We start from the raw sequence: 26,856 nt of genomic DNA, 5'->3' as shown, positions 1-26,856 counted from the left end.
CCCGGCAAATGTTACAGAAGCACCCGCGAAATGTTTCAAAAACCGCGAAAATGCATTCCACGACAGCATGGATTTTACCACAGAAAGCCGCAATTATTAAGATTTATCCGCCTCTTATAACATTTTTTCTGACACAAAAAAGCGCCGCCCATCGCAAGGGCAGCGTTCTATGTCAGTGGCAGGGGGGAGATTATATCAAATGTATATTCTATTTCATTTCAAGATCACTTCTGGCCTGATCAAAAGCTTTTCCAATGTCCCAGCCAAGATTCAACAGGAAACAAAGCACTCCGAACACACACGGAATTATTGAAAACAGCGCATTTTCCATTGCCAGTGCCGAAGAATTCTGTACTGCCGCTGTTGCCTGATACTGACCCACCTGAAGCAGCCAGCCCACCATGGCGCCTCCCAGACCAACTCCGATCTTTACACCGAAGCTCGTGACTGAATTTGTCACCCCGATCAGAGGCATACCGTTGTTTATAATGCAGTTATAATCTGCCATCTGAGATACCTTGGTCTGAACCAGGGGAGCGACCAGTGCCTGGTTGATCCCGTAAAGAATACGTCCTGCAAATATTAGATGCAGGTCACCATTGCTGAACCACACCACTCCCGGACCTATGATCCCGAACAGATACCCTAAGGACAAAGTTCTGTGGACTCCGAAGCGCCTTGCAAGTTTCGGAACAAAAGGCAGCATCAGAAGACTTGGAATGAGCATGAACATCGTCAAACTTATGGTCATTTCTTTCTTCCCAAGCACATCCCTGGCGAAATACACCATGGAGCTGTTCATCAGAATGAGCTGCATGTAAAAGCACACATATATTCCAAGCGCCAGAATCATATAATGTTTTCCATTCATCAGACCCTGTAGAATATCCTTGATCTGGAGTTTCATCTTTTCAGCTGAATTCTGCTCATCGAGCATTTCAGGATCCTCTTTGCAGAAGACGAACACAAGTCCAAAAATGGCCATAGCTACAGCAGCATATATGATCATAAGCCTTGTCCAGCCAGCGCTGCCGCCGCCCAACCTGTCCACCCAGATCACTGTATAACTGTTTACAAACAACTGAGTCAGGAAGGCCATTATGAACCTTATAGTATTCATCTGATTACGCTCTTCAATATTCCTTGTCATAAGATTACACATTATGGAATATGAAAGATTTGATGCGGTATAGGCAACAGCGCATATCAATACATATGTGACAGTCGCGTAAACTACTTTTTCATTTATCTTAACTCCCGATGGTACAGAAAACACCATTACCAGAAGCAAACACAGCACCGGAGCAGAGGCTATCAGCCACGGTCGTGCCTTCCCGAAACGGCTCCTGGTCCTGTCGATAATCCATCCCATCGTCAGGTCGGTTATACCGTCAAGGATCCTGCTCACGAGCATAAGCGTACCTACAGTTGCTGCACTGATCAATGCCACATCTGTATAATACATCGTCAGAAATGACCCTACCGTGGTCCATACGAGATTTGAGGCGACATCTCCCGTGCCGTATATGAATTTTACTGTGTTGGTCAGCCTTTGTTTCATGATACCAGTGATCTCCTAGTTCACCACCTCATCACTTCCGATGGTCTTCATTCCGATAATGGAGATAACGATGCCCACTGCGGCTATTCCGACAGCCAGCATAAATCTTGGCTGTGCTCCATTTCCTATGATAGCTGCCGCCTTTGTAACAATCACCGGATTCAGCATCGTAACGACTTTATCAACGATAGCGTAGATAGCCATTGTCATGGTTATCATTCCCGGCTTTGACCACTCAGGCATAAATGAATAGATGCATGGAGAATACATTCCGAATCCAACACCGATCACAGCTGAGCCAATGTAGATCATCGCCAGATTCTGTGCCAGCGCACAAATCAGCAATCCGCACGCCATCAGCGTAATATCAAGGGTCGATGTGAATTTCTTCAGGACTCTGTAGCAATAAGGTTCTGCAACACTTCCCACGATCATTCCTCCCATGAGAACTGATGTTATAAATCCTGTTGTGCTCGTATCTCCAAGCTTCAGCTCTGTTACAAGGAAAGATATGTTGTTTCCGAAAGTATTGTATGCGAGTGCCATGAATGCCAGCATTGCAAGGAGAAGCAGAATGTGCTTGTTCATGATGGATACTTTTTCAGATCTGTCCGCAATTTCCAGTTCTCCGTCCGGCAGAAGGAACAGTGTCAGAAGAAACATGACAACATTTGAGAAATATATCAGGAAAACCCCATACCATCCGATCTTCGCACAAACACCAGCCAGCGCAGAGAATACAATACCCCCTAACGCAACTGCTATGCCCTGATAACTCAGTATTTTCGCCCTTGCTTCGCCTTCAAAATACTCAGCCATAATAGCTGCAGTCAACGTCGGCAGCGATCCGGTCCCGATACCTACAAGAGCCGACGCTACTGCCAGCATAACAAAGGAAGTGTGGAATATGAATCCTACCGCTCCCGCTACAAGATTCAATGCCAGACAGATGAGCAGATATTTCTTCTTCGTCATGAAGGAAGCCGCTTTTCCTGCGAAAAGGGTTCCGACGACACCGCCGCCCACGGCTATTGAATAGATCATCTGTACGGTAGCAGTTGATTTATCCGGAAAAGTTTGCTGTATTCCTGCCAACATGATGGAGATCAATGTTATCGTCTGAAGGAGTGCTGACACAAGGAGCAGTACTACCTTAGACTTAACTCCGCTTTTTTCGTTCATCTCACTTTCCTCCCATTAATAGAGATCCAAACCGGACCGCCTGCTGACGATATTCTATCCAGGCATAGCGGTTCCGGTCTGTCAAAAGGAATTTCTGATCTTACAGGTCTCTGGTCACAAAATACGCATCATGTATCGCTCCCGTGACCTGCCCTGGTTTTACGCAGTTTCCGATCGGGTAATACTCGTCGACCAGTCCTTCAAATTTTTCCACATCCTCTGTCCTGGATCGAAGTCCTACAGAAAGAATGATGGTATCTGCTTCTACCAGGATCTCCTCCCCGGTCTCCACATTCTTTACAACTACGCCCTTTTCATTGAATTCCTTTGCAGCAACACCTGTCATGGCCGTTGTGTATTTCTCCACCATCGGCTGAACAGCCATTTTGTGGAACATATTTGCCTCTGGAGCAAGTTCTGATCTCATTTCGATGATCGTCACATCACGATTCTGCATTCCCAGATTTATTGCTGTTTCACAACCGATCAGACCGCCGCCGATGATAGCGACCTTTTTTCCGATCTTATCTATCTCAGCTTCTGCATCAACGCCAAGAATAACGTTGTCCCTGTCCACGCCTGGAATATGAGGGATCACCGGATCGGCTCCTACAGCCACAATGAGAACGTCCGGTCCTTCTGCCATGACATACTCAGGTGTGACTTCTGTATTGTAACGGATCTCTACAGCAGCTTTCCTGACTCTTCTCTCGAATACCTGCTCGAGTTCGTAAAGCGCCTCTTTGAAGTCTACATATTTGGCCAGCTTCAGTGCTCCGCCAAGAGAATCGCTCTTCTCACAGAGGATCACTTCGTGGCCTCTGCCGGCAGCAGTGATAGCTGCCTCCATGCCACCGATGCCTCCGCCCACGATCAGAACTTTTTTCCTCGTTGTTGGAGCAGGATCATAGTATTTGCAATCCAGCTCATGCCCGATGACAGGGTTTACTGCGCATTCAACGGATGTGCTCCGAACGATATTTTCAAAGCAGTGGTAACATCTCTGGCAAGGTGTTATGTCGTCAGCATGTCCTGTCATGGACTTTTTAGGGAAATACGGATCAGCAAGCAGTTCACGGCCGATCTCCACCATATCTGCCTGACCAGAGGCAATGATCTCCTCAGCCAGCTCCGGGGTGCTGATAGCTCCCACTGCAGCTACCGGCTTGTTCACATGCTTCTTTATCTCAGCAGCGAGATAGACATTACATCCATGTTTCAGGAACATATGAGGGTGTGTTCTTACAAACAGGCCATCCTCCTCGTGGGATCCACAGGAAATATTGAACAGATCCACTTTATCCTCGATCAGTTTTGCCAGTTCCACATAGTCTTCCAGGGTCATACCGCCCTTCATGAAGTCATCTCCGTTCATGCGAACCTCGATTGGGAATCTTGGCCCTACTGCTTTTCGGCACTCGTCAAGAGCCATCATCAGGAAACGGGCCCTGTTTTCCAGGCTGCCACCAAATTCATCTGTTCTGTGGTTCTGCACAGGAGAGAGAAACTGATTGAAAAGCCAACCGTGACCTGCATGAACGTTTATCATGTCAAAGCCACAGTCTTTTACACGTTTAGCCGCGATTCCATACGCCTTAACTATATGCTGTATCAACTCCACAGGCATTTCATATACATGCTCACCAGTCGGAAGATCCTCTTCACTTGGGCCATACGAAGTCCTGTCCGCCGTACCCTCTCCGCCAATACTGTTCAAACCACCATACTTTCCACCATGTGAAAGCTCTATATTCGCAAGGGCTCCGTGACGCTTGATCGCCATTGCCACATGGGTCAGTCCAGGCATGGATTCCGGGTCATCCAGATGAATCTGTCTGTTATGAGACTCCCCTGTCTGTGTGTCGGTGATGCTCTCGCCAAGAGTAACTGCAGCGGCACCTCCCATGGCTTTCAGTTCATAATAGTTTACGTCAAACACGGTAAGTCTTCCGTCTGGGGTAAGATCCATCATTCCAGTCGGTGCAGCAATTATTCTATTCTTGAATCTCACACCGTTGATCCTTATCGGGCTAAACAGGTTTGGATAATATTTGTTCATTTCTCAAGCTCCTTTGACTGATAAATCAAATCATTTTCTGCAATTTGTAACGCTACATTGTAAATTTATCGTCAAAACAATATCATTCATGCTGTTACCCTTCTATTACAAAACCGGTCATAGTGTTAAATCTTTAACACTATGACCGGTTTTGTTAAAATTCTCTCAGGCTTTTTCATCGATTGTGCTATAATATCCCGGTAAAAAGGAGAGAATAAATTGGGAGACTGGAAGATGGATCAAAAGAAAAAATCAGAAAGGACAAAACTCCTTCTCAAGCACACTTATGCAAAAATGCTTGAAGCACGCCGCTATGACGAAATTCGGATCAAAGATCTGACTCGCCTGGCAGACGTTTCACGAAATACTTTTTATGTTTATTACAGCAGTATTTACGAAATGATCGATGAAATCGAAAAAGATATCATCAACGATATTTCGAATTTCAGCATCACTGAGCTTTCACATGAGTTTATTTCTAAATACGAGGAAAAGTTTAACGAAAGCCTTAATGCCCTTCCTCATGAAAATCTGTTTACTTTTACGATCCAGATCATCGATTACTTTCACAATGATCCCAAGTACATGCATTCAGTTATCCTTAGCGAAAACACCGACCCTTATTTTCAAAAAAAACTGATTCGATGCATAACGCAGAAAATCCTTGATTATCTGCTGTTTTCAGAAAACCTGCCTGATGACGATATCACTGCGCACATCGCTGCCAATGTTGCAGGAACCTATATTGAACCAGTCATCAACTGGTGTCTTAAACAGGAATCCGAACGGATTTCTCTGAAAGACCTTATCATAATGATCAACTTCACTAAACTGGGCGGACTTGGAGCATATCTCAAGTACTGATCTACCATCTGAACTATAGCGGTATTAAAACACAATATTAAAACCGGGCCACAGGGTTCATCACCTGGCCCGGTTTATGTTTATTCGATCTATTGTCATCCATACCTCTAGCCTGGTGGCCAGGTGAGTTTCCTCTTGCCGAGGATATGGATGTGCAGGTGCTTCACCGTCTGCTGGCCGTCCTCGCCGCAGTTGATGACCGCCCTGTATCCGTTCTCCAGGCCCAGTGAGCTGGCGATATCCTTGATCTTCAGCATCATGTATCCCATCAGCTCCTCGTCCTCGGGCGTCAGGTCATCCAGCGAGGCGATGTGCCTCTTCGGCACCATGAGTACATGCACCGGTGCCTGCGGACTGGCATCCTTGAAGCAGGCGATCCTGTCATCCTGGTAGACCATCTCCGTCGGGATCTCCCCGTTGGCCAGTTTGCAGAAAATGCAGTCGTCCATTTGCTACCTCCCTTCTTGAGCTGCCTCTCCCAGGCATCCCTCATCATATATTCCCACAAGCCTGACATTCTGAAACTCACCCTGCCGGGTGTTCGCGTCAGCCTTGAAGCGGACCCTGATATAGTTTTCAGTGTACCCTTCTCCCGTGCCGTCTTCCACGGTCTCCACGAGGACTCTCGCGGTGGTGCCTAGGTTTTTCCGGAAAAAAGCCCGGGCAGATTCTTCTCCTGCCTCTTCCAGAAGGCGGGCACGGCGGTTCTTTTCGTTGCCGTCCACTGTGTCTCCCGCAGCGTAGGCCCGGGTGCCCTTCCTCGGTGAGTACTTGAATGCATGGACCCTTCCGAAGCCTGCCTGATCTACCGCGTCAAGCGTATCCTGAAAATCCTCTTCCGTCTCTCCCGGGAACCCTGCGATGATATCTGTGGTGATGCCGAAGAGCGGATCTTTCTCTCTAAGGGCGCGGACGATCTCCAGATATTCTTCTCTGGTATAGTTCCTGTTCATCAGACCGAGCACGTGGTCGCTCCCGGCCTGGAGGGCCAGATGGAGATGATGGCACAGCTTCTCATATCGGAGGAGCCGCTCCACGTGCTCCTTGTCCACCACGTTCGGCTCCAGGGAGCTCAGCCTTATCCGGAAATCTCCCGGAAGCTCGTTCACCCTCTTGATGGCTATCTCTATCCCGGAAAGGTCCTGCTCGTCTGCCCGTCTGTCAAACTCAAACCCATCTTCCATGGCGTAGAGAGCCGTGTTTATACCCGTGAGCACCAGCTCTCTGTACCCTCTGGACAGAAGCTCTTCCGCCTCCTGTACGATGGACCGGACAGACCGGCTCCTGATTCCGCCCCTTGCATATGGAATGAGGCAATAGGAACAGAACCTGTCGCACCCTTCCTGGACCTTGATGTAGGCACGGGACATGTGGGATTCCCCGGATGTTACGATCCCCATGTCCTCGTATGAGCTGAGCTCACTGTACCCAAGGATGTCTTCAATTTTTCCAATTTTTTCGATATCAGTTTGCGGATTTTCCGCATCTGTGTCGTAAGGATCTCCGCATTTCTCCTCGTTTGCATGTGACTGTTTTCTCCCAAGCTCCTGAAATACCATTTGACAGATCTGAGACTTGAGGTTGTTCCCCACGATCATATCCACGTCTGGCATCTTTTCCAGGTCCTCGGCGCCCACCTGTGCGTAGCATCCCGTGACCACCATGAGTCCCTGAGGGTTGAGTTTTTTCATCCGCCGGATGTACTGCCTGGATTTCCTGTCCGCCATGTTTGTGACCGTACAGGTGTTTATCACATACACGTCCGCCCAGTCGTCCTCACCTACTATCTCTGCGCCACGGGCTGCAAACTCTTCCTTTATCGCTTCTGTCTCATACTGGTTCACCTTGCAACCCAAAGTGTGGAACGCTGCTTTCATATACACCTCTCCGTCTGATATCCTGCTTGTATCCACGGCGGAGAAGCTACGCGAAGACCCCGCCGCCGATAAATTCTCTTATTATAGAAGTATTTGCTATGAGCTGATCCCCGTCCATGGACTCCACGAACTCGAAAAGCCGCAGAAGCCTGGACGCCTCGGGATACTCCGGCTCATCCGGACCCACTTTTTCCAGAAGAGGGACCGCGTACTTCTTCATTACCGCCAGCTCGTAAACGTGGACGGAATTGAAGAAGGTGTCCGCCTCCCCGGCCTGAGGGAATATGTTCTGGTTCTCTCCCGAGTGGACCTGGGACCACCGTTTCAGGGTGTCCGCCGCGTCGGAGCCTCTGGTCCTGCTGTCTCTTATAAGCCTCCGGATTATCCTGGTGTCCGTGGTCGGGATCCTGTTGTGGGCGTTAAGGTTGATGTGGATCAGCGGGCTGATGTATATCCTGAACTTGCTGTAGTCCGCTATGTCCTGGGTGAGCTCTCTGTCGAAGGAATGTATGCCTTCTATTATGATCGGCTGATCCTGGGTGATCCTGGTGATCCGGCTCCCGTACTCCTTGTGTCCGGTGATGAAGTTGAACACGGGCATGTCCACCTTTTTCCCCGCCAGCAGATCCTTCATCTGCCTGTTGAAGAGCTCCAGATCAAGAGCGTCCAGCCCCTCGTAGTCGCGCTCCCCGTTCTCGTCCACAGGGCAGTCTTCCCTTTCCTTGAAGTAGTCGTCCGTGCCCACATAGAGAGGATCAAGTCCCTGTACCTTCAGGTGAACGATGAGCCTTCTGGCAAAAGTTGTCTTTCCGGACGATGAAGGCCCCAGGATCAGGACCACCCTCTTGTGGAGGCTGGTGATCATCCGGGCTATCTCCACGATCTTCTGGTCGTGGAGCGCCTCGCTCATCTGGATCATGTCAAAGGACTTTCCGGCCCTTATCTTTTCGTTGAGATCTGCCACGTACTTAACGCCCAGAAGCTCGTTCCAGTCGCTCTGCTCCTTGAAGGCCCTGTACATCAGGTACTCGTCCTTGTATGCAGGTATCTCGTCAGGCTTCTCCGGCTGCGCGTATCTAAGGAGTATCCCCTCCCTGTATTTCATCACTTCAAAATGCCTGAGATATGCCGTGGAAGGCACCAGGTCTGTGAAGAAAAAGTCGCTGTATCCGTTGAGGCAGTATATCCGCACTTCGTCGGAGTCCCGGAACTTGTCGAAGACCCGAGAAGTCTCGTCCAGCCCCTCCTCCACAAGGAGCTTCCGTCCTTCCTTTTTTGAATACTTCCTGAGTTCGAACGGCAGGTCCTGGTCTATGAGCTCCTCCATGCGCACTCCGATCATCGCCGTCTGGTCCTCGTCGACGGCACAGGAGGTCACCTCTATGTACAGTCCCTGGTTCAGTGACATCCTCACCTCAACGTGCTGGTCCCCGATCACGTCCTTGGCGGACGCCAGGAAAAGCATCACCAGGCTGTTCTGGTACATCAGAAAAGCCTGTTTTGAGCGTATGTCCAGAAACTGCAGACGGTCTCCCGCCTTCAACTCTTCAGTCAGAGCTCTGACCTGATTATTTACCAGAGCTGCATATACAGAATATTCCACCTTGTCCCGCACATCGTTCAAAATCATCTCTGCAGATGCCCCCTCATCTGCGGAAAAGTTCTCGTATGGGCGGCCTGCTCCAAGGCTCAGCTGGATCTCCATGATATAGCCTCTGTTCCTTTCACTTCGCGACTCACCTCGCGAATCACTTCATGACCGCACGGCAGAACATCCACCGTGCGGTCTCATCACACACAATTCCCGATCCTATGATCAGGACTCTTTGCGTCCATTATACCTTTTGCCGGCTACAGCCGCAATCAGAGCAAGGCCAGTGGCCGTTCCCAGTACCATGTACAGGAAAAGGGCTTTTCCGTCATCCCCGGTCTCCGGGCCCGCACTCCTGTTTCCTATCCTCATTATCACCAGATCCCGCAAAGCTCCGTCTCGGGATATCGTAAACTCCCTTGCCTCCTCGTCCTTCACGTAGCCTTGAGGAGCCTTTTTCTCCTTCAGAGTGTACTTTCCGTCCGGAAGGTCTCTCACTATGGCATATCCCGTCCTGTCCGTCACAACGTCCAGGGTCTCTCCACCAGCACTGGTTATCATGAATTCAGCACCAGGAAGAGGTCTCCCCGTAGACATGTCATACTTGTAGATCCGGAGCACGCGCTCCTGTGGATAGTTGTAGAAATCCGCACTCTGCTCTACCAGCTCCTCATCTTCCGGCACGTCTACATCAAAGACCTTTTCCTCCTTCTGCAAAACGTATCCCGGAGGAGCCTGTATCTCCTTGATCCTGTACTTGCCTTCTGGAAGCTTTGGAGTCCGAACTGTACCGTCTTCACCCGTTACTACCTCAGCTGCCACCTGCCCTTTCTTTATTATCTGGCCATTTTCAGATGACACATCTGTGATATCCTCCTCTGCGATGATCTGGAACTTCCCTCCCTTCAGGCCGCTGTCGCTCAGCTGCAACTTTCCTTCAGCCAGCTTTGAGACCTTTCCAGTCTTATTTATTCGGAACACCACGTACTGGGCCTTGTTGTGAAAGACTACCTGTTCCTCCGGCGTCGCACCGGTGCTGTCGATGAAGTGTATCCGGTCGTTAAGCATGTAGCCTTCCGGAGCGGCAGTTTCCGTGACCTTGTAGGATCTGCCCGGCACCATGGCATCCTTAACCACCACACGGCCGTCGCCCTTCGAGGTATATATCGCCCCGACCCTGATGTGGCTTCCACCCTCTTTCTCAGGCAGCCTCTTCAGCTGGCTGTAATCCGTGATATCCCTGACCGTGAACTCCGCCCCCTGCAGCAGTCTGTCTGTGCTGTGGTCGCGCTTTTCTATCACCAGATCTGTCAGACCGATCCAGTTCACCTTAAGGCGGCTCGTTTCCGGCTCCTCCGTCACCGGCCTCAGGTTTGTCAGGTTCTGCAGCGCCGAGTCTCCCGGGACGAAAACTATCGGCTGGTATTTCAGGTTTCGTCCTTTTACGGTGATGTCCTCATCTTCCTTTTCTCCTAGAGGGGCCTTCAGGTAAAAGGATCCTCCCGGCTTCAGCGAGACCGTACCAGTCAGATCCTGCCCAGTGCCGTTGTGGTGAAGCACGGTCCCATCAGGAACGGTGAATGTCAACGTGCCCTTGTTGCCCCCGGTCACCGTGATGTCAGGAGTCCGTTCCATGTCCAGTTCTCTGGAGTAAAAAGCTCTTACCTTCTCCGGCGAGAATCTCAGATCCGTATTCACATCGGGCTGTGAGTTCAGGAAGGCCTTGTACTCCTTCATGCCGCTGATGGAGTCGTAGTGGCCGTAGCCGTAACGGCTCCCAGGATTCAGCTCTGTGAGGAGCAGGGACATGATGCCCACGGCCTGCTTTTCATCGGTAAAACCCTGCCACTGCTCCGGCCCCCCCGTATCCGTAGTAAAGCGCCTTTCTGAATGCCGGGTCGTCGTATACCCTTTCATCCACCGCCGTCCCAGACGGAACGGTGCCCTTCTCGTGCTGTACGCAGAACGCCAGCTGCCCGTTTACATTGAAGTGCCCCACTCTCACCGTCCCCTCACTGGTGGATGACTGGTAATAGTATGGCCCCAGGTACTGCACCGATGAGGCACCATAGGCCAGGCAGCTTCCCAGCATCAGGAACAGGAGGAGAAAAGCCAGGCCATGCCATCTTCCCTCGTTCATGATCGTTCTCACCCTTTCCATCATACAGCCGCCTGCTCCCCGCTCTCGTCCTCAGCGATCTCCGGGCCTCCCGGTGCTTCCGGCGCATCGCATCCGGGCTCTTTTTCCTCGTCCCAGAACTGCTCCGCTGCTTCCATCGGTTCCTCCGGGGGATCGTCAAAAGGGATCTCTTCCTCCACCGGCCTTCGCGTCCGCGGCTGATCCTTTTTCCTTATCCTCGAAAAATACCCGTTCATCACTTCCAGAAGAGCCTTCACCTCGTCTTCGTGCATTGTGATGCCCCTGCTCATGGTGTTGTGATCCGGCGCCCAGTCTCTGATGTCGTACTTAGCCGTCCCACCGTTCCATGAGATCATGTTTACTTCCTTCGTCCATCCGGAACTGTACTCAGCCAGGATCCCGATGCTCCTTACCACCTGATAATCGATGTCGTTTCCTCTTCTTCCGCTTCTTCTGTTTCTCTCTGCCATTTTGTGCTCCCTTTCTCACTCAACCGTGTATGTCAGAGTCTGCAAAAGCCTGCCTTGATCAAGTGTCTATAGGGTATATGGCCCCGGCCTTTGAAACAAACGGGATAATACCTTTATCGGGCGACTGCGTACTTTTATCCGGCGAAAAAAGCGCGTTTCGAGAGATCCTCTGCCGGTCTTGAAAAGCAGATGTTTCGAGGCATCGAAGGCTCCGGTAAGTCGACGGGATATACCGCCGTGACACAATGGCACAGTGACCCGGTGTCAAGCCGCGCATATAAAAACAGGACCGCCCCTTTCGGGACAGCCCTGCTGTAGTTCCTTATTGAGTTCTGTATGTTGAACAGATTACTCCAGGATCTCTGTTACTACTCCGGATCCTACTGTTCTTCCGCCCTCTCTGATGGCGAATCTCAGTCCTTCCTCGATAGCGATTGGTGTGATCAGGCTGATCTCCATCACTACGTTATCTCCAGGCATGCACATCTCTGTGCCCTCTGGAAGCTGCAGATCTCCTGTTACGTCTGTCGTTCTGAAGTAGAACTGCGGTCTGTATCCGTTGAAGAACGGTGTGTGACGACCACCCTCTTCCTTCTTCAGTACGTATACCTGACCCTTGAACTTTGTGTGAGGGTGGATAGTACCCGGCTTTGCCAGTACCTGTCCTCTCTCGATCTCGTCTCTCTGAACACCTCTCAGCAGTGCTCCGATGTTGTCGCCGGTCTCTGCCAGGTCCAGAGTCTTCTTGAACATCTCTACACCTGTTACTACGACCTTGCGCTTCTCATCTGTCAGTCCTACGATCTCTACCTCGTCGCCGACCTTCAGTGTTCCACGCTCTACTCTTCCTGTTGCTACTGTTCCACGTCCTGTGATGGAGAATACGTCCTCTACAGGCATGATGAACGGCTGGTCATTTGCTCTCTGTGGCTCAGGAATGTAGCTGTCTACTGCCTCCATCAGCTCTACGATCTTGTCTCCCCATGGGCCTGCAGGATCCTCAAGAGCCTTCAGAGCAGATCCTCTGATGATAGGTGTGTCATCGCCAGGGAAGTCGTACTCGTCCAGCAGCTCTCTTACTTCCATCTCTACCAGATCCAGCAGCTCCTCGTCATCTACCATGTCGCACTTGTTCAGGAACACGATGATGTAAGGTACGCCTACCTGACGGGACAGAAGGATGTGCTCTCTTGTCTGAGGCATTGGTCCGTCTGTTGCTGCTACTACCAGGATAGCTCCATCCATCTGAGCTGCTCCTGTGATCATGTTCTTTACGTAGTCAGCGTGTCCTGGGCAGTCTACGTGAGCGTAGTGTCTGTTCGGTGTCTCGTACTCTACGTGTGCGGAAGAAATGGTGATTCCTCTTGCCTTCTCTTCCGGCGCCTTATCGATCTGGTCGAATGCTACGTCTGTTCCCAGTCCGTATCTCTGGTGCAGCACCTTTGTGATAGCTGCTGTCAGAGTTGTCTTGCCGTGGTCAACGTGGCCGATAGTTCCGATGTTGATATGCGGCTTGGTTCTCTCGTACTTCTGCTTTGCCATACCTGCCTCCTATGAAAAATTTTATTTACTTAATTAAATCTGGAGCTGTTGAGCAGACTTGAACTGCCGAACCTCTTCCTTACCAAGGAAGCGCTCTACCAACTGAGCTACAACAGCGCATGCAACATGATGATATTACAGCAAATCACAATTGCTGTCAAGCCTTGAAAAGGGGACAGCCACCGGTCATCCGGGGCTGTCCGGACTCTTATATCATGTTGCGGGAAAATCATCGGTCTTCGAATATCAGGCTTCCGACTTGAAGTAGTCGACTGCGGACTCAAAGAGCTTAAGATCGTACTCTCCAGGGACGTTTTTGTACAGGCCCTGGCCGATACGCTCTGAGTGGCCCATCTTTCCAAGGACGTGGCCGTCAGGCGAGAGGATGCCCTCCACCGCCATCACGGATCCGTTCGGATTGTACTGTATGTCCATGGACGGGTTGTTGTCCAGATCCACGTACTGCGTCAGCACCTGACCGTTGTCGATCAGGTAGTCCATGTCGTCCTCAGTGGCCACGAACTTTCCTTCGCCATGGGAGATCGGCACCGTCAGGATCTGGCCCACAGCCGCCTTTCTCAGCCACGGGGATTTTGTGGAGCACACCCTGGTGCGAACCAACTTGGACTGGTGCCTTCCGATGTCGTTGAACGTCAGGGTCGGGCTGTTCTCCGTCTGAGGAGCGATCTCTCCATAAGGAAGGAGCCCGAGTTTTATGAGCGCCTGGAAGCCGTTACATATGCCGGCGACAAGCCCTCCCTTTTTCTGGAGGAGCTCCATCACGGCCTGGCTCACCGCCTCGTTCCTGAAGAATGAGGTGATGAATTTTCCTGAGCCGTCCGGCTCATCGGCACCGGAGAAACCTCCCGGTATGAATATAGCCTGAGATCTTCTTATAGCCGCAGCGAATTCGTCCACGGATCTCTTCAGGTGGTCTGCGTCGAGGTTGTTCACCACGAAGATCTCGGCTTCTCCGCCGGCGCCCTCTGCGGCTCTGGCGGTGTCGTATTCGCAGTTTGTGCCCGGGAACACAGGTATCAGGAAGCGAGGCTTTCCCTCAACAGCCTTGTGCTCTCCGCCCTGGTATCTCGTCCTGTAGATCACCTCTCTGATAGGCTCAGGATATTTTCCGGTCTCCATGTTATATACCGGCTCCAGTTTGCCCTCGTAGAGCATGTCCAGCTCCTCCAGCTTGATGACCTCGTGGAGGCTGGCGATCGCCGCCTTTCCAGTGGTGCGGCCCAGGCTGGTGAAGTGGTCGCTGAGCTCTGTCTCGTGCTCGAGCTCTATGATGAAGCTGCCGTAGCTGTATCCGAATATGTCTTCCAGCGGTATGACCGGATCGAACTCAAATCCGATGCCGTTGCCTATGGCCATCTTGTAGACGGCCTCTGCAGCACCGCCGTATCCAGGAGTCCTGCAGGCGGCCACGAGTCCCTGGTCGAAGAGTTCTTTGAGTTCCCCGAAGTTCTCCATGAGAGACTGCGCCTCAGGGAGGCCGTCCTCGCCGTATTCAGGCTTCAGGATCACCACCTTGTGGCCCCTGGCCTTGAACTCGGACGAAACGATCCTGTCCAGCTTGCTGGTGGTCACCGCAAAGGATATCAGCGTAGGCGGAACGTGGATGTCCTCGAAGGTCCCGCTCATGGAGTCCTTTCCGCCGATGGCTCCCACGCCCAGCTCCATCTGGGCCCTGTAGGCGCCAAGAACGGAAGACAGGGCCTTGCCCCAGCTCTTGTCGCTGTCTCCCAGCTTTTCGAAGTACTCCTGGAAAGTCAGGTAAACGTCTTTGTATTCCGCACCCTGGGCGAGGAGCTTGCATATGCTCTCTACCACCGCGAGGTACGCACCGTGATAAGGGCTCTTTTCCGAGATATAAGGATTGAATCCGTAGGACATCATGGAAACGGTGTCCGTGGCGCCGTCCAGCACAGGGATCTTGTGGACCATTGCCTGGATCGGCGTCCTCTGGTAGATACCTCCGAAAGGCATGAGCACGGTGCCGCCGCCGATGGTCGAATCGAAGCGCTCGGAAAGGCCTCTTTTGGAGCACACGTTCAGGTCTGCCACCAGCTCCCTCATTCCGCGGCCGAAGTCGGCAGGAAGTGGCTTTTTGTAATCTTCAGCGGCCTCCACGACGGCGTCCTCCTGTTTTTCAGCGCCGTTGGTATCGAGGAATTCCCTTGAGATGTCCACGATCTTCTGACCCCTGAAGGTCATCGTCAGATAAGGCTTCTCGGTGACAGTGGCCACGACAGTGGACTCGAGGTTTTCCCCCTCGGCCAGCTTTTCGAAAGCCTCAGCGTCCTTTGCGGCCACTACCACGGCCATCCTCTCCTGCGACTCGCTGATGGCGAGCTCGGTCCCGTCCAGTCCATCGTATTTTTTCGGCACCTTATCCAGCTGGATGTCCAGGCCGTCCGCCAGCTCTCCGATCGCAACGGAAACTCCTCCGGCTCCGAAGTCGTTGCACCTCTTGATGAGCCTGGTAGCCTCCGGATCTCTGAACAGTCTCTGGATCTTCCTCTCTTCAGGCGCATTTCCCTTCTGGACCTCTGCGCCGCAATGCTCCAGGGACTCCTTGCTGTGAGACTTGGATGAACCCGTGGCTCCGCCGATGCCGTCTCTTCCCGTGCGGCCGCCGAGGAGGATGACCACATCGCCCGGCTCAGGTCTCTCTCTCCTTATGTTGTCAGCAGGCGCGGCGCCGAGTACGGCCCCCACCTCCATCCTCTTGGCCACGTAGCCCGGATGGTATATCTCGTCTACGATGCCGGTGGTGAGGCCGATCTGGTTTCCGTAGGAGCTGTATCCTGCCGCAGCCGTCGTCACGATCTTGCGCTGAGGCAGCTTGCCCTTTCTGGTCTCAGAGGCCGGTGTGAGAGGGTCTCCCGCTCCGGTGACTCTCATGGCCGCGTAGACGTAGCTCCTCCCGGAAAGAGGGTCTCTTATGGCACCGCCTATGCATGTGGCGGCTCCGCCGAAAGGCTCTATCTCGGTAGGATGGTTGTGTGTCTCGTTCTTGAAAAGGAGCACCCAGTCCTGCTCTTCCCCGTCGACATCCGCCTTGAAGTCGACTGTGCAGGCGTTGATCTCCTCCGACTCCACCATGTGGTCGAGCAGCCCCTTTTCCTTGAGGGCCTTCACCGCGATGGTGGCCACGTTCATGAGGCTTACAGGTTTCCTGACGCCGAGCTGCTTCCTCGTCTCCAGGTAATCCTGGAACGTCTTGTTCACCACCGGATCCTTGAAGGTGACTCCCCTGATGGTGGTGTTGAATGTGGTATGGCGGCAGTGGTCGGACCAGTAGGTGTCGATCACCTTGATCTCTGCAATGGTAGGGTCTCTGTGGAGACCTGCGAAGTAGTCGCGGCACATGGCCAGATCAGGGTGGTCCATGGCAAGGCCGTTATCGATCCTGAACTTCTCCAGAGCATCGTCATCATAGCCGATGAACCCCTCGAGAACGGCGACCTTTTCAGGCTCCGGGTAAGACGCCCTGAGCGTCTCCGGCACCTCAAGAGAAGCCTCCCTTGCCTCCACCGGGTTGATCAGGTGTGTGCGGATCCTCTCCAGATCCTGGTCGGAGATGTCCCCCTCCAGGATGTATACCGTAGCCGACTTCACGGCAGGGTCTTCATCGGGAGCGATGAACTTCACGCACTCCTCCGCAGAGCTCGCCCTCTGGTCGAACTGCCCTGGCAGGTACTCCACGGCGATGACCTTCCCTTCTCCGGGATCCAGTTCATCGTATGTGATGTCCACCGGCGGCTCGGAGAATATGGTCTCCTTCGCCTCCTGAAAAGCCTGGTCTGACAGGTCTTCCACAAAATATCTGTTCAGGATCCTGACTCTCTCCACGCCCGGGATGAGCAGGACCTCACGGATCTCCCTGCGGAGCTCCTCGGCCTTGATGGCAAATTCAGGTTTTTTCTCTACATATATTACTCTGACCATGTTCACCTCTCTCCTGGCTATCTATTTCTCCAGAGCCTCAAGTGCCCTGGCTCCGATGTCCTTCCTGTAGTACATATCCTGGAAGCTGACTTTTTCCATGGTTCTGTACGCCTTATCTACTGCCTCTCTGAGGGTCGGGGCCGTTTCTGTCACGCCCAGCACTCTTCCTCCGCTGGTGACCTGAACGCCGTTCTGCAGCTTCGTTCCGGCGATGTAGATCCGGCTGGTGTCATCCGGGAGTGTGACCGGATATCCCTTCTTATAGGAGACCGGGTATCCCCCGGATGCGGCGACCACGCAGCAGGCGCTGTCGCTGCTGAATCTGAAGTCGACATCCGACAGGGTGCCGTTGGTGCATGCCATCATGATATCCAGGAGATCTCCCTGGAGGAGCGGAAGCACCACCTGAGTCTCCGGATCACCGAACCTGCTGTTGTACTCGATGACCTTCGGGCCTTTTTCCGTGATCATGAGACCGAAGTACAGGCATCCCCTGAAGGTCCTTCCCTCCTGGTTCATGGCCTTGATGGTCGGCAGGAAGATCTTCTCCATGCACTCGTCCGCCACGGCCTGTGTGTAGTAAGGATTCGGAGCGATGGTGCCCATGCCTCCGGTATTCAGTCCCTTGTCACCGTCCAGGGCCCGCTTGTGGTCCATGGAGGAGATCATAGGTCTCACCACATTTCCGTCGGTGAAGGCCAGGACGCTGACCTCAGGTCCACGGAGAAATTCCTCTATGACTACGACGTTGCCGCTGTCGCCGAATTTCTTGTCCTCCATTATGGACTTGATCCCCTCGCGGGCGTCCTCTCTGCTCTCAGCGATGATCACGCCTTTTCCGAGCGCGAGGCCGTCGGCCTTGATGACCACCGGGAGCTCTGCCTTTTCCACGTATTCCATGGCTTCTCCGGGATCGTCGAAGGTCCTGTACTCCGCCGTAGGTATGCCATATCTTCTCATCATGTCCTTGGACCAGGCCTTGCTGGACTCTATGATCGCAGCCGAGGCCTTAGGTCCGAAGGCCGGTATGCCCTTTGCCTCCAGCAGGTCCACGAGACCCATGGCCAGGGGATCGTCCGGGGCGACCACCACGTAATCTATGGCGTTGTCCACCGCAAAGTCCACGATCCTGCTCAGCTCTTTCGCTCCAATGTCCACGCACTCCGCGTCGGCCGCGATGCCGCCGTTCCCCGGAAGGGCGTATATCTTATCTACCTTGGGGCTCTTCTTCAGCGCCTTGATGATGGCGTGCTCTCTGCCGCCCCCTCCTACTACTGCTATCTTCATGCTTTTCCTCCCGTTATCCCGGCCGCGGTCATCTCCACGGCTTCTGGCAAAAGGATCCATTCGGCCTGCTCCATGATACGGCGCTGCAGGGTCTCCGGCGTGTCGCCGTCTTTCACCTCCACAGCCTTCTGAGCGATGATCTTCCCTCCGTCGGTCACCTCATTCACGTAATGGACGGTGGCTCCGGACACCTTGACCCCTCTGGCAAGAGCGGCCTCGTGGACCTTGAGCCCGTAATATCCGTCACCGCAGAAGGAAGGGATGAGGGAAGGGTGGACGTTCAGGATCCTCTCCGGATATCTGCTCACGAACCCGCTGCTCAGAACCTTGAGGAAGCCCGCCAGTACGATGATCTGGATACCGTTTTCCTCCAGGAGCTCGAGGAGCCTCTCCTCGAAGTTCTCCTTTCCGATGAAGCAGTGTGGGATCCCCGCCTTCTCCGCCCTCTGCAGGCCGTAGGCGTCTCTCCTGGAAGATACCACCAGGGATATCTCACAATGCGGCATCTTCCCCGCCTGCCAGCGGTCTATTATCGCCTGGAGATTCGTTCCCCCGCCGGATATGAGGACCGCCACCTTCGCTTTTTCTGTTTTGTCTGTGTTCTTATCTATGCTGGAATTTTCCATCGTGACCGTCTCCGCTAGTCGTCGAGTCCCGTGATGATGACGCCGTCGCCGCCCTTGACCACCTCGCCGATGACCTTAGCGCGCTCGCCGGCCCCGTTGATTATGGACAGGGCTTTTTCCGCGTCCTCCCTGGCGACTACAACCGTCATGCCAGTTCCCATGTTGTAGGTGTTGAACATGTCCCTCTCAGGGATGTTGCCCTTCTCCATGAGGAGCCTGAATATCGGCAGCACCTCCAGGTCGTCCTTGTTGATCCTGGCGCTGTACCCCTCAGGCAGGCCTCTCGGAATGTTCTCGTAGAAGCCGCCTCCGGTGATGTGCATCACGCCATGTGGCTGGATCTCCTTGAAAAGAGCCAGCATCGGCTTTACGTAGATCTTCGTCGGGGTGAGCAGCGTCTCTCCCAGGGTCTTTCCACCCAGGATCTCAGGCTTCTGGCCCAGGTCGCAGTTCTCCACGTCGAATACCTTCCTCACCAGGGAATATCCGTTTGAGTGGATGCCCGAGCTGGCGATGCCGATGATCACGTCGCCCTCCTTCACCGACTCCTTGTCGATGACCTTTTTCTTGTCAACGATGCCGACCGCAAAGCCCGCCAGGTCGTACTCGTCCTCAGGATAGAAGCCCGGCATCTCCGCCGTCTCTCCTCCTATGAGGCTGCACTCCGACTGGACGCAGCCGTCGGCAACGCCCTTGACGATGTCCGCGATCTTTTCCGGAACGTTCTTGCCGCAGGCGATGTAGTCCAGGAAAAACAGTGGCTTCGCTCCCACACAGATGATGTCGTTAACGCACATCGCCACGCAGTCGATGCCCACAGTGTCGTGGCGATCCTGTAGGAATGCCAGCTTCAGCTTGGTCCCCACGCCGTCGGTGCCGCTTACCAGCACAGGCTCCTCCATGCCGGTGAGGTCCGGCTGGAAAAGTCCTCCGAATCCTCCCACAGGGGCGGTGTTGCCGAAGACCATGGTCTTTGCCACGTGCTCCTTCATCAGCTCAACGGCCCTGTATCCGCTGGTGATATCTACTCCTGCTTCCTTGTAGCTCTCGCTCTGGCTCTTCATCGTGAGTCTATCCTCCTTGCCTTCCGTCGTTATTTGTGCCGTCAACTACCGGTCAACCGCCCGTCAACTGCCCGTCAGTTCATTATTTGTTCTTCTCGCTGATCTTGGTCTCGAACATGTATTTTCCGTCGCTCTGAGGCCTGCCCGCCGGATAACCGTCTCCGAAGCATGCGCTGCAGTATCCCTGATCGTCGGTCTCGCCGATCATCTCTCTCAGCCTCTCCTTCTTGAGGAATCCCAGGCTGTCACAGCCGATGATCTCCTTCATCTCCTCCAGGGTGTGGTTTGCAGCCAGGAGGTTCTTGCTGTCCGGGATATCCGTGCCGTAGTAGCAGGCGTTGGTGAACTCAGGGGCGGTCAGCCTCAGATGGACCTCCTTCGCTCCTGCGTCCCTCAGTTTCTGGACTATGTTCTTCGAGGTGGTGCCCCTCACCACGGAATCGTCGATGAGGACCACTCTTTTTCCACGGACCTCATCCTTGATGACATTGAGCTTGATGTCCACCATCCGCTCTCTCTCGCTCTGTCCGGGAGCGATGAAGGTCCTTCCTATGTACTTGTTCTTGATGAACCCCATGGTGTACGGGATACCGGACTGGTACGCGTATCCGAGGGCCGCGTCGAGGCCGGAATCAGGAACGCCCACCACGACATCCGCATCCACCGGCCAGTCCATGGCCAGGGCTTTTCCCGCATTGACCCTCGCGGAGTGCACGCTGACCCCGTCGATGACGGAATCTGGCCTCGCGAAGTAGATGTACTCGAAGATGCAGATGCGCTTGTTCACACTTCCGCAGTGATCTCTTATGCTCTCGATGCCGTCCTCGGAAAACACCAGGATCTCCCCCGGCTCCACGTCTCTCACGAACTTCGCGGACACGGCGTCAAGGGCGCAGCTCTCGGATGCGACAATGTACGTGCCGTCTTCTCTTACGCCGTAGCACAGCGGTCTGATCCCGTAAGGATCCCTCACGGCGATGAGCTTTGACGGGGACATGATCACCAGGGAATAGGCTCCCCTGATCTTGTTCATCGCCGAGTTGATGGCCTCCTGTATGGACTCAGACGTCAGCCTCTCCTTGGTGATGAGATAGGCTATCACCTCGGTGTCGCTGGTGGTCTGGAAAATGGAACCCTGAAGCTCAAGGGCCCGCCTGAGCTCGAAGGAGTTCACGATGTTGCCGTTGTGGGCCAGGGCCATTCCGCCCTTGATGTGATTGACCACTATAGGCTGGGCGTTGTTCCTGTCGGTGGCACCGGTGGTCCCGTACCTGTCGTGGCCGATGGCTATGCTTCCCGGCCCGAGGGCATCCAGCCTCTCATTGGTGAAAACGTCGTTCACTATTCCCAGATCCTTGTATCCGGTGAATACCCCGTCATCGTTCACCACGATGCCGCAGCTCTCCTGACCTCTGTGCTGAAGCGAGAAAAGCCCGTAGTACACGGTCCTTCCCACCTGGGATCTGTGGGGCGACCAGACCCCGAAAACTCCACATTCTTCTCTAAGCCCGTTCATTGTCTCCTCTTGTTCTCCTGTCATAACGCCTGAGCACTGCTGCTCGTCTTACTGGAACTGCTGACTTACCTTCTTGTCCTTTTCTATCACCGCGTCGTGGGCCTTCTTCCTCTCGTCCCAGAGCTTCTTCTTGAGATCCGGATCGCTCAGAGCCAGGATCTCCACTGCAAGGATACCGGCATTCTTCGCTCCGTCGATGGCAACGCTCGCTACAGGGATCCCAGGAGGCATCTGGACCGTGGAAAGAAGTGCGTCCATTCCCTCGAGGGCCGAAGCCTTGATCGGCACTCCGATCACCGGCAGGACCGTGTTGGCAGCCAGAACACCGCCCAGATGAGCAGCTTTTCCTGCTGCCGAGATGATAACTCCGAATCCGTTGTCCTCTGCGGCCTTGGCGAACCCGATGGCCTCGTCAGGAGTCCTGTGTGCGGAGAAAACGTGGACCTCCGTCGGAACTCCGTATTTCTTCAGCTCGGTCACCGCCTTCTCAACTACAGGCAGATCGCTGTCGCTTCCCATGATAACTGCAACTTTTTTCATAGCCCGGTACCTCCAGTCCTGAATAACCTCACAGGCGCAAAAAGGAACGGCTCCTGTCTTCCGTTCCTGTCTTTTATCAACAATAATATTCGCGTAATAAATCTATCACCTGAAGTCAGTGAGTTCAATCTGTCCCGCGGCCATCCCCGGGCTCGTGGCCTCCCCAGCCGCCAAAATAAGAACATCAAGGGCTTTTTCGTGAACAATTATAACATAAAAAGCAGCCTTCGTTCGGCTGCTGATGTTTATCTATGTATTCATTTGCCGGCATGATCGTCAGCGTTCCATCAGAACATCCCCAATGTTTTGAAGAGGAACAGCCACAGGAAAATGGTCAGACACGAGAGCGGCGTTGCGAACACCACCGCGTTCCCCGCAAGCTCACCATCGCTGTCCATGGACTGAGCCATGGTGAAGGAGGAGACAGCAGGCGGTGCAGCCAGCATGGCCAGCAGCGCGATGAACTCCTGTCCCCGGAACCCAAGCAGCGCCGCGATGGTGAGCCCCACCGCCGGGAACACGAAAAGCCTCCCGACCAGCGATATTATCAGGTTCTTCTTTCCCGCGGCAACACCCTGAGGGCTGAAGGACGCTCCGAGTATTATCATTGCCATCACGGTGCACGTATCCGACATCGACGAAATGACGCTGTTTACCTGCTTCGGCACCTGTATCCCCAGGGCCATGCATGCGATCGCCGCAAGGGCCCCCAGGATGATAGGGTTCTTCAGGATCCTTATGATCATGTCTCCCGCGGATGTCCTGCCTCCCCTGTGGTATTCCAGGGTTATCACGGCCAGGACGTTATACAGAGGTACGATCACCATGATCAGCGCCGCCGTGGCCGCCGCGTTCCCCTTCCCGAAAATGTTTATGGTTATCGGCAGCCCCATGATCACGAAGTTGCTCCGGTAGATCGCCTGTATCATTGCGCCCCTGGTCTTGTCGCTCTTCACTATCCTGTGGACGAATGCCCAGGTCAGGCCGAACATCACCATGAGAAATGTCACCCCGTACAGCTCCAGTCTCATGTCGATGGACTCACTGATGTTGGAAGAATAGAGGTTCTCGAACATCAGGGCGGGAAAGAACACGATGAAGATCATGTGGTTCACCCGCTTCACCTCGTCACCGTCCAGGATGTTGAACTTCCGTATCAGGAACCCGATGAGCAGGTATATCATCAGCGGCAGTACGGCGTTAAAGCAAATTATCAGATTTCCCAGCATCCGAAAAAGTCTTCCTTTCTGAAAAAAGTCTGTTGTGTCTGCGAAGTCTTGCGGCGGCCTGAGTCCGTGCCGTCCGGCGGATCATGTTCGAGGCCGTGGCTATGTGGCCCTGGCGGACCGGGGCCACATAGCCCAATCAAAAAGGCTGCCACATGACAGCCTCTCGTAATATCACTTTTGCTATATTATAACTTTTCCATGACTTTGTCAGCAAACTCCGTGCACTTTCCTCCGCCCGGCAGGCCGGTCATGGTGCTCCCGAGTTCCCGGTCCGCGGCGTCGAGCGCCGACTCCAGGCGGCGGGCCTTTTCCGTGTAACCCACGTGGGAGAGCATCATCGCCGACGCCTTCATGAGGCTCGCCGGATTCGCGTACTCCTCGATGCCCTGCTCCACCATCCTCGGCGCGCTCCCGTGGATGGCCTCAAAGATACCGTAGCGGCTCCCGATGTTGGCGCTCCCCGCGGTGCCCACGCCGCCCTGGATCTGGGCGGCCTCGTCGGTGATGATATCACCGTAGAGATTCGGCAGCAGGAACACCTGGAAGTCGCTCCTGATGTCCTTGTTTACGAGATTCGCGGCCATGATGTCCACGAACCAGCTGTCCACCTCGATCTCAGGATAGTCCTTCCCGATCTCCCGGGCGAGCTGCAGGAACCCGCCGTCGGTCTTCTTGAGGATGTTGGCCTTTGTCACGATGGACAGCCTCTTCTTGCCGTTGGCTCTGGCAAAATCGAAGGCTGCCTTCGCGATCCTCCTCGTCCCCTCGACGGTGGTCACCTTGAAATCCACCGACAGGCTGTCTCCCACGGTCACGCCGCGGCTGCCCAGGGCGTACTCGCCCTCAGTGTTCTCCCTGAAAAACGTCCAGTCTATCCCCTCCTCAGGTATCGACACCGGGCGCACGTTCGCGTAGAGGTCGAAGGCTCTTCTGAGGAAAACGTTGGCGCTCTCCAGGTTCTTCGTGTTCATCGCGGCGTTCGGGGTGGTGGTCGGGCCCTTGAGGAGGACATCGCACTTCTTCATCTCCGCCAGCACATCCGGAGGCACGGTCTCACCGCAGGCGAGCCTGTTCTCCAAGGTGAACCCCTCGATGCTGCGGAGCTCCACCTTTCCGCCGGAGATCTCGTCCTTGAGGAGTTCCGCCAGGACGCGCCTGGCCTCCTTCATGATCACCGGCCCGATACCGTCGCCTGCGGTGGTGCCTATCACGATCTTTTTACCGTTCCCCGCACCCTCCGAGGCGGAAGTATCCGGTGATCCGCCGGCTGTCGAGGCCTCCAGCCGCTCCTTTTCCATCCTGTCGTTCCTGGCGACCTGCTCCCTGAGCATGGCCTCAAAAGCCGACACCGCGTTTCTTATATCCTGTTCTCTCGATTCTCTGATCTCTGCCATCTATGCTCTCCAGTCTTTCTATCCGTTCTGCTTCGTGTAGTCCAGGAGGCCGCCCGCCATGAGCATGTCCTTCTGCCTCTGGGAGAGATCCAGCTCCAGTGGGATCTCCCTGTCTCCGGCGCGGAGCACCAGCTCGTCATCCTTCAGTCCCTGGTGGATGTCGGAGAGGCTCAGTTCCTGGCCCTGCTCCAGCAGATCGTAATCCTCAGGATTTTTAAATGTGAGCGGCAGGATGCCTGCGTTCACAAGGTTCGCCTTGTGGATCCTGGCGAAGCTCTTCACGATCACCGCCTTGATCCCGAGGTACAGCGGCACCAGGGCGGCGTGCTCTCTCGAGGAGCCCTGGCCGTAGTTGACGCCTCCCACGATGATGCCTTTTCCTGCTTTCCTGGCCCTCTCCGGGAAGGTCTCGTCCACGACCTCGAAGCAGAACTCGGACATCTTAGGTATGTTGGACCTGTAAGGCAGGACCCTCGATCCCGCAGGCATGATGTGGTCGGTGGTGATGTTGTCCCCGACCTTCAGCACCAGCTCCGCGGTGATGGAGTCAGCCAGCGGCGCAGTCTCCGGGAAGGACTTGATGTTCGGCCCCTTGAGGACCACCGCGTCCTTCGCCTCTTCAGGCGGGAGCGGGCGGATTATCCCGCTGTCGTTGATCCTGAACGTCTCAGGCATGGTCACGTCGAAAAAGTCGTTTTCGCTCCCCGCCAGCTCCGTCGGGTCGGTGAAGACTCCGGCTATAGCAGAGGCTGCGGCCGTCTCCGGGCTCACCAGGTACACCTGGGCGTCCTTGGTCCCGGACCTCCCGAGGAAGTTCCTGTTGAAGGTCCTGAGGCTGATGCCGCCGGAATTAGGAGAGAATCCCATCCCTATGCATGGGCCGCAGGCGCACTCCAGGACCCTGGCCCCGGCGTCTATGAGTACCGTGAGGGCTCCTCTCTCGGCCAGCATGGAGTATACCTGCCTGGATCCCGGAGAGATGGAGAGGCTCACGTTGTCTGCGATCTTCTTACCTTTGAGTATGTTTGCGACCTTCAGCATGTCCGCCAGGGACGAGTTGGTGCAGGAGCCTATGCACACCTGGTCCACTTTCATGCCCTTGAGCTCCGACACCGGCTTCACGTTGTCCGGGCTGTGAGGACATGCGGCGAGCGGCTCGAGCTCGTCCAGGTCGATAGTGTATCTCTCTGCATATTCTGCATCGGGGTCGCTGTACAGAGGCCTGTAGTCCTGCTCTCTGCCCTGGGCCTTCAGGAATTCCCTGGTCACCTCGTCCGACGGGAAGATGGACGTGGTGGCGCCCAGCTCCGCGCCCATGTTTGTGATGGTGCACCGCTCAGGAACGGACAGGGACTTCACTCCCTCGCCCCCGTACTCTACGATGGCACCGACTCCTCCTTTTACAGAAAGCATGGACAGCACCTTCAGGATGATGTCCTTTCCCGCAACGTATGGCTTAAGGCTGCCCTTCAGCTCGACGAAGATCATCCTCGGCATTGGGATGTGGTAGGCGCCTCCGCCCATGGCCACTGCCACGTCCATCCCGCCGGCTCCCATGGCCAGCATGCCGAGGCCGCCGCCTGTAGGCGTGTGAGAATCGGATCCTATCAGGGTCTTCCCCGGTATACCGAATCTCTCGTAGTGGACCTGGTGGCAGATGCCGTTGCCGGGTCTGGAAAAGAGGATGCCATGCTTAGCCGCCACGGACTGTATGTACCGGTGGTCGTCGGCGTTCATGAACCCGGACTGGAGCGTGTTGTGGTCGATGTATGCCACGGAGAGCTCCGTCTTCACCTGATCGATGCCCATGGCCTCGAACTCTATGTACGCCATGGTGCCTGTTGCATCCTGGGTCAGCGTCTGGTCGATGCGAAGCCCGATGTCCTCACCGGTCTTCATCTCCCCTGAGACCAGATGCTGCTCTATGATCTTCTCTGCTATGGTCTTTCCCATTTTT

The 26,856-nt window shown here is 54.3% G+C and carries 20 protein-coding genes and 1 tRNA gene; 1 reads left to right on the top strand and 20 read right to left on the bottom strand.

Going from position 1 to position 26,856, the window contains the following annotated elements; all coding sequences use genetic code 11:
- Positions 1–208: 208 nt before the first annotated feature.
- The 3 genes from BQ7382_RS09150 to BQ7382_RS09140 all read right to left on the bottom strand — a co-directional run bounded on the left by BQ7382_RS09150 (position 209) and on the right by BQ7382_RS09140 (position 4,802).
- A complete protein-coding gene (locus tag BQ7382_RS09150; RefSeq protein ID WP_077391799.1) occupies positions 209–1,561 on the bottom strand; it encodes an MFS transporter in 1,353 nt (450 codons plus the stop codon).
- 15 nt (positions 1,562–1,576) lie between these two features.
- Positions 1,577–2,743, bottom strand: a complete 1,167-nt coding sequence (locus BQ7382_RS09145; protein WP_077391798.1) for an MFS transporter — start codon at positions 2,741–2,743, stop codon at positions 1,577–1,579.
- A 100-nt stretch (positions 2,744–2,843) separates the two neighbouring features.
- On the bottom strand, positions 2,844–4,802 hold the full coding sequence (locus BQ7382_RS09140; protein WP_077391797.1) for an NAD(P)/FAD-dependent oxidoreductase: 1,959 nt from the start codon (positions 4,800–4,802) through the stop codon (positions 2,844–2,846).
- 219 nt (positions 4,803–5,021) lie between these two features.
- On the opposite strand from BQ7382_RS09140, the gene BQ7382_RS09135 reads away from it, so the two are divergent.
- Positions 5,022–5,666, top strand: coding sequence for a TetR/AcrR family transcriptional regulator (locus tag BQ7382_RS09135; RefSeq protein ID WP_077391796.1), 645 nt, complete (start codon positions 5,022–5,024; stop codon positions 5,664–5,666).
- A 107-nt stretch (positions 5,667–5,773) separates the two neighbouring features.
- On the opposite strand, the gene BQ7382_RS09130 is transcribed toward BQ7382_RS09135, so the two are convergent.
- The 17 genes from BQ7382_RS09130 to BQ7382_RS09050 form a co-directional block, all read right to left on the bottom strand.
- Positions 5,774–6,115 carry a histidine triad nucleotide-binding protein gene (locus BQ7382_RS09130; protein WP_077391795.1) on the bottom strand — a complete coding sequence of 114 codons (342 nt, stop codon included), beginning with the start codon at positions 6,113–6,115 and terminating at the stop codon, positions 5,774–5,776.
- Positions 6,116–6,118: 3 nt separating this feature from the next.
- Complete coding sequence (gene mtaB, locus BQ7382_RS09125; protein WP_077391794.1) at positions 6,119–7,543, bottom strand: tRNA (N(6)-L-threonylcarbamoyladenosine(37)-C(2))-methylthiotransferase MtaB; 1,425 nt, start codon at positions 7,541–7,543, stop codon at positions 6,119–6,121.
- 46 nt (positions 7,544–7,589) lie between these two features.
- Positions 7,590–9,248: a nucleoside kinase gene (locus BQ7382_RS09120; RefSeq protein ID WP_077391793.1), complete on the bottom strand. Its 1,659-nt coding sequence runs from the start codon at positions 9,246–9,248 to the stop codon at positions 7,590–7,592.
- Positions 9,249–9,359: 111 nt separating this feature from the next.
- Positions 9,360–11,051 carry an MSCRAMM family protein gene (locus tag BQ7382_RS09115; protein WP_144082132.1) on the bottom strand — a complete coding sequence of 564 codons (1,692 nt, stop codon included), beginning with the start codon at positions 11,049–11,051 and terminating at the stop codon, positions 9,360–9,362.
- A complete protein-coding gene (locus BQ7382_RS09110) occupies positions 10,963–11,295 on the bottom strand; it encodes a thioester domain-containing protein (protein ID WP_144082131.1) in 333 nt (110 codons plus the stop codon). Before BQ7382_RS09110 ends, BQ7382_RS09115 begins: the two co-directional genes overlap by 89 nt.
- Positions 11,295–11,744: a YdbC family protein gene (locus tag BQ7382_RS09775; protein ID WP_077391790.1), complete on the bottom strand. Its 450-nt coding sequence runs from the start codon at positions 11,742–11,744 to the stop codon at positions 11,295–11,297. The genes BQ7382_RS09110 and BQ7382_RS09775 overlap by 1 nt, the downstream gene beginning before the upstream one ends.
- 348 nt (positions 11,745–12,092) lie before the next feature.
- On the bottom strand, positions 12,093–13,286 hold the full coding sequence (gene tuf, locus BQ7382_RS09100; protein ID WP_077391270.1) for an elongation factor Tu: 1,194 nt from the start codon (positions 13,284–13,286) through the stop codon (positions 12,093–12,095).
- Between the two features lie 40 nt (positions 13,287–13,326).
- A tRNA-Thr gene (locus tag BQ7382_RS09095) sits at positions 13,327–13,403 on the bottom strand.
- 129 nt (positions 13,404–13,532) lie between these two features.
- Positions 13,533–17,243 (bottom strand): phosphoribosylformylglycinamidine synthase, encoded by a 3,711-nt coding sequence (locus tag BQ7382_RS09090; protein ID WP_077391789.1) that lies wholly within the window; start codon positions 17,241–17,243, stop codon positions 13,533–13,535.
- Between the two features lie 21 nt (positions 17,244–17,264).
- Positions 17,265–18,530: a phosphoribosylamine--glycine ligase gene (gene purD, locus BQ7382_RS09085; protein WP_077391788.1), complete on the bottom strand. Its 1,266-nt coding sequence runs from the start codon at positions 18,528–18,530 to the stop codon at positions 17,265–17,267.
- Complete coding sequence (gene purN / locus BQ7382_RS09080; RefSeq protein WP_077391787.1) at positions 18,527–19,156, bottom strand: phosphoribosylglycinamide formyltransferase; 630 nt, start codon at positions 19,154–19,156, stop codon at positions 18,527–18,529. The genes purD and purN overlap by 4 nt, the downstream gene beginning before the upstream one ends.
- A gap of 14 nt (positions 19,157–19,170) precedes the next feature.
- On the bottom strand, positions 19,171–20,220 hold the full coding sequence (purM, locus tag BQ7382_RS09075; protein WP_077391786.1) for a phosphoribosylformylglycinamidine cyclo-ligase: 1,050 nt from the start codon (positions 20,218–20,220) through the stop codon (positions 19,171–19,173).
- A gap of 82 nt (positions 20,221–20,302) precedes the next feature.
- Complete coding sequence (purF, locus tag BQ7382_RS09070) at positions 20,303–21,736, bottom strand: amidophosphoribosyltransferase (protein WP_144082130.1); 1,434 nt, start codon at positions 21,734–21,736, stop codon at positions 20,303–20,305.
- A gap of 48 nt (positions 21,737–21,784) precedes the next feature.
- Positions 21,785–22,276 (bottom strand): 5-(carboxyamino)imidazole ribonucleotide mutase, encoded by a 492-nt coding sequence (gene purE, locus BQ7382_RS09065; protein ID WP_077391784.1) that lies wholly within the window; start codon positions 22,274–22,276, stop codon positions 21,785–21,787.
- Positions 22,277–22,563: 287 nt separating this feature from the next.
- Complete coding sequence (locus BQ7382_RS09060; RefSeq protein ID WP_077391783.1) at positions 22,564–23,505, bottom strand: AEC family transporter; 942 nt, start codon at positions 23,503–23,505, stop codon at positions 22,564–22,566.
- A 185-nt stretch (positions 23,506–23,690) separates the two neighbouring features.
- Positions 23,691–24,899, bottom strand: coding sequence for an isocitrate/isopropylmalate family dehydrogenase (locus tag BQ7382_RS09055; RefSeq protein ID WP_077391782.1), 1,209 nt, complete (start codon positions 24,897–24,899; stop codon positions 23,691–23,693).
- Positions 24,900–24,917: 18 nt separating this feature from the next.
- Entirely contained in the window at positions 24,918–26,852 is a 1,935-nt protein-coding gene (locus BQ7382_RS09050; protein WP_077391781.1) for an aconitate hydratase, read from the bottom strand.
- Positions 26,853–26,856: the final 4 nt, after the last annotated feature.

The organism is Mobilibacterium timonense (genome assembly GCF_900155555.1).
Lineage (GTDB): Bacteria > Bacillota > Clostridia > Peptostreptococcales > Anaerovoracaceae > Allobaileyella > Allobaileyella timonense.
Note: the sequence above shows the minus strand (reverse complement) of the source record. Positions and strands in the feature narration are given on the sequence as shown.

Coding starts and splice junctions, on each gene's coding strand:
- purD (WP_077391788.1), bottom strand. CDS start 18,530: ATGAAGATAGCAGTAGTAGGAGGGGGCGGCAGAGAGCACGCCATCATC.
- BQ7382_RS09110 (WP_144082131.1), bottom strand. CDS start 11,295: ATGGAAAGGGTGAGAACGATCATGAACGAGGGAAGATGGCATGGCCTG.
- purM (WP_077391786.1), bottom strand. CDS start 20,220: ATGAAGAGCCAGAGCGAGAGCTACAAGGAAGCAGGAGTAGATATCACC.
- BQ7382_RS09090 (WP_077391789.1), bottom strand. CDS start 17,243: ATGGTCAGAGTAATATATGTAGAGAAAAAACCTGAATTTGCCATCAAG.
- purN (WP_077391787.1), bottom strand. CDS start 19,156: ATGGAAAATTCCAGCATAGATAAGAACACAGACAAAACAGAAAAAGCG.
- BQ7382_RS09130 (WP_077391795.1), bottom strand. CDS start 6,115: ATGGACGACTGCATTTTCTGCAAACTGGCCAACGGGGAGATCCCGACG.
- BQ7382_RS09115 (WP_144082132.1), bottom strand. CDS start 11,051: ATGAAAGGGTATACGACGACCCGGCATTCAGAAAGGCGCTTTACTACG.
- BQ7382_RS09120 (WP_077391793.1), bottom strand. CDS start 9,248: ATGGAGATCCAGCTGAGCCTTGGAGCAGGCCGCCCATACGAGAACTTT.
- BQ7382_RS09055 (WP_077391782.1), bottom strand. CDS start 24,899: ATGGCAGAGATCAGAGAATCGAGAGAACAGGATATAAGAAACGCGGTG.
- BQ7382_RS09050 (WP_077391781.1), bottom strand. CDS start 26,852: ATGGGAAAGACCATAGCAGAGAAGATCATAGAGCAGCATCTGGTCTCA.
- BQ7382_RS09145 (WP_077391798.1), bottom strand. CDS start 2,743: ATGAACGAAAAAAGCGGAGTTAAGTCTAAGGTAGTACTGCTCCTTGTG.
- purE (WP_077391784.1), bottom strand. CDS start 22,276: ATGAAAAAAGTTGCAGTTATCATGGGAAGCGACAGCGATCTGCCTGTA.
- BQ7382_RS09060 (WP_077391783.1), bottom strand. CDS start 23,505: ATGCTGGGAAATCTGATAATTTGCTTTAACGCCGTACTGCCGCTGATG.
- purF (WP_144082130.1), bottom strand. CDS start 21,736: ATGAACGGGCTTAGAGAAGAATGTGGAGTTTTCGGGGTCTGGTCGCCC.
- mtaB (WP_077391794.1), bottom strand. CDS start 7,543: ATGAAAGCAGCGTTCCACACTTTGGGTTGCAAGGTGAACCAGTATGAG.
- BQ7382_RS09140 (WP_077391797.1), bottom strand. CDS start 4,802: ATGAACAAATATTATCCAAACCTGTTTAGCCCGATAAGGATCAACGGT.
- BQ7382_RS09150 (WP_077391799.1), bottom strand. CDS start 1,561: ATGAAACAAAGGCTGACCAACACAGTAAAATTCATATACGGCACGGGA.
- BQ7382_RS09775 (WP_077391790.1), bottom strand. CDS start 11,744: ATGGCAGAGAGAAACAGAAGAAGCGGAAGAAGAGGAAACGACATCGAT.
- tuf (WP_077391270.1), bottom strand. CDS start 13,286: ATGGCAAAGCAGAAGTACGAGAGAACCAAGCCGCATATCAACATCGGA.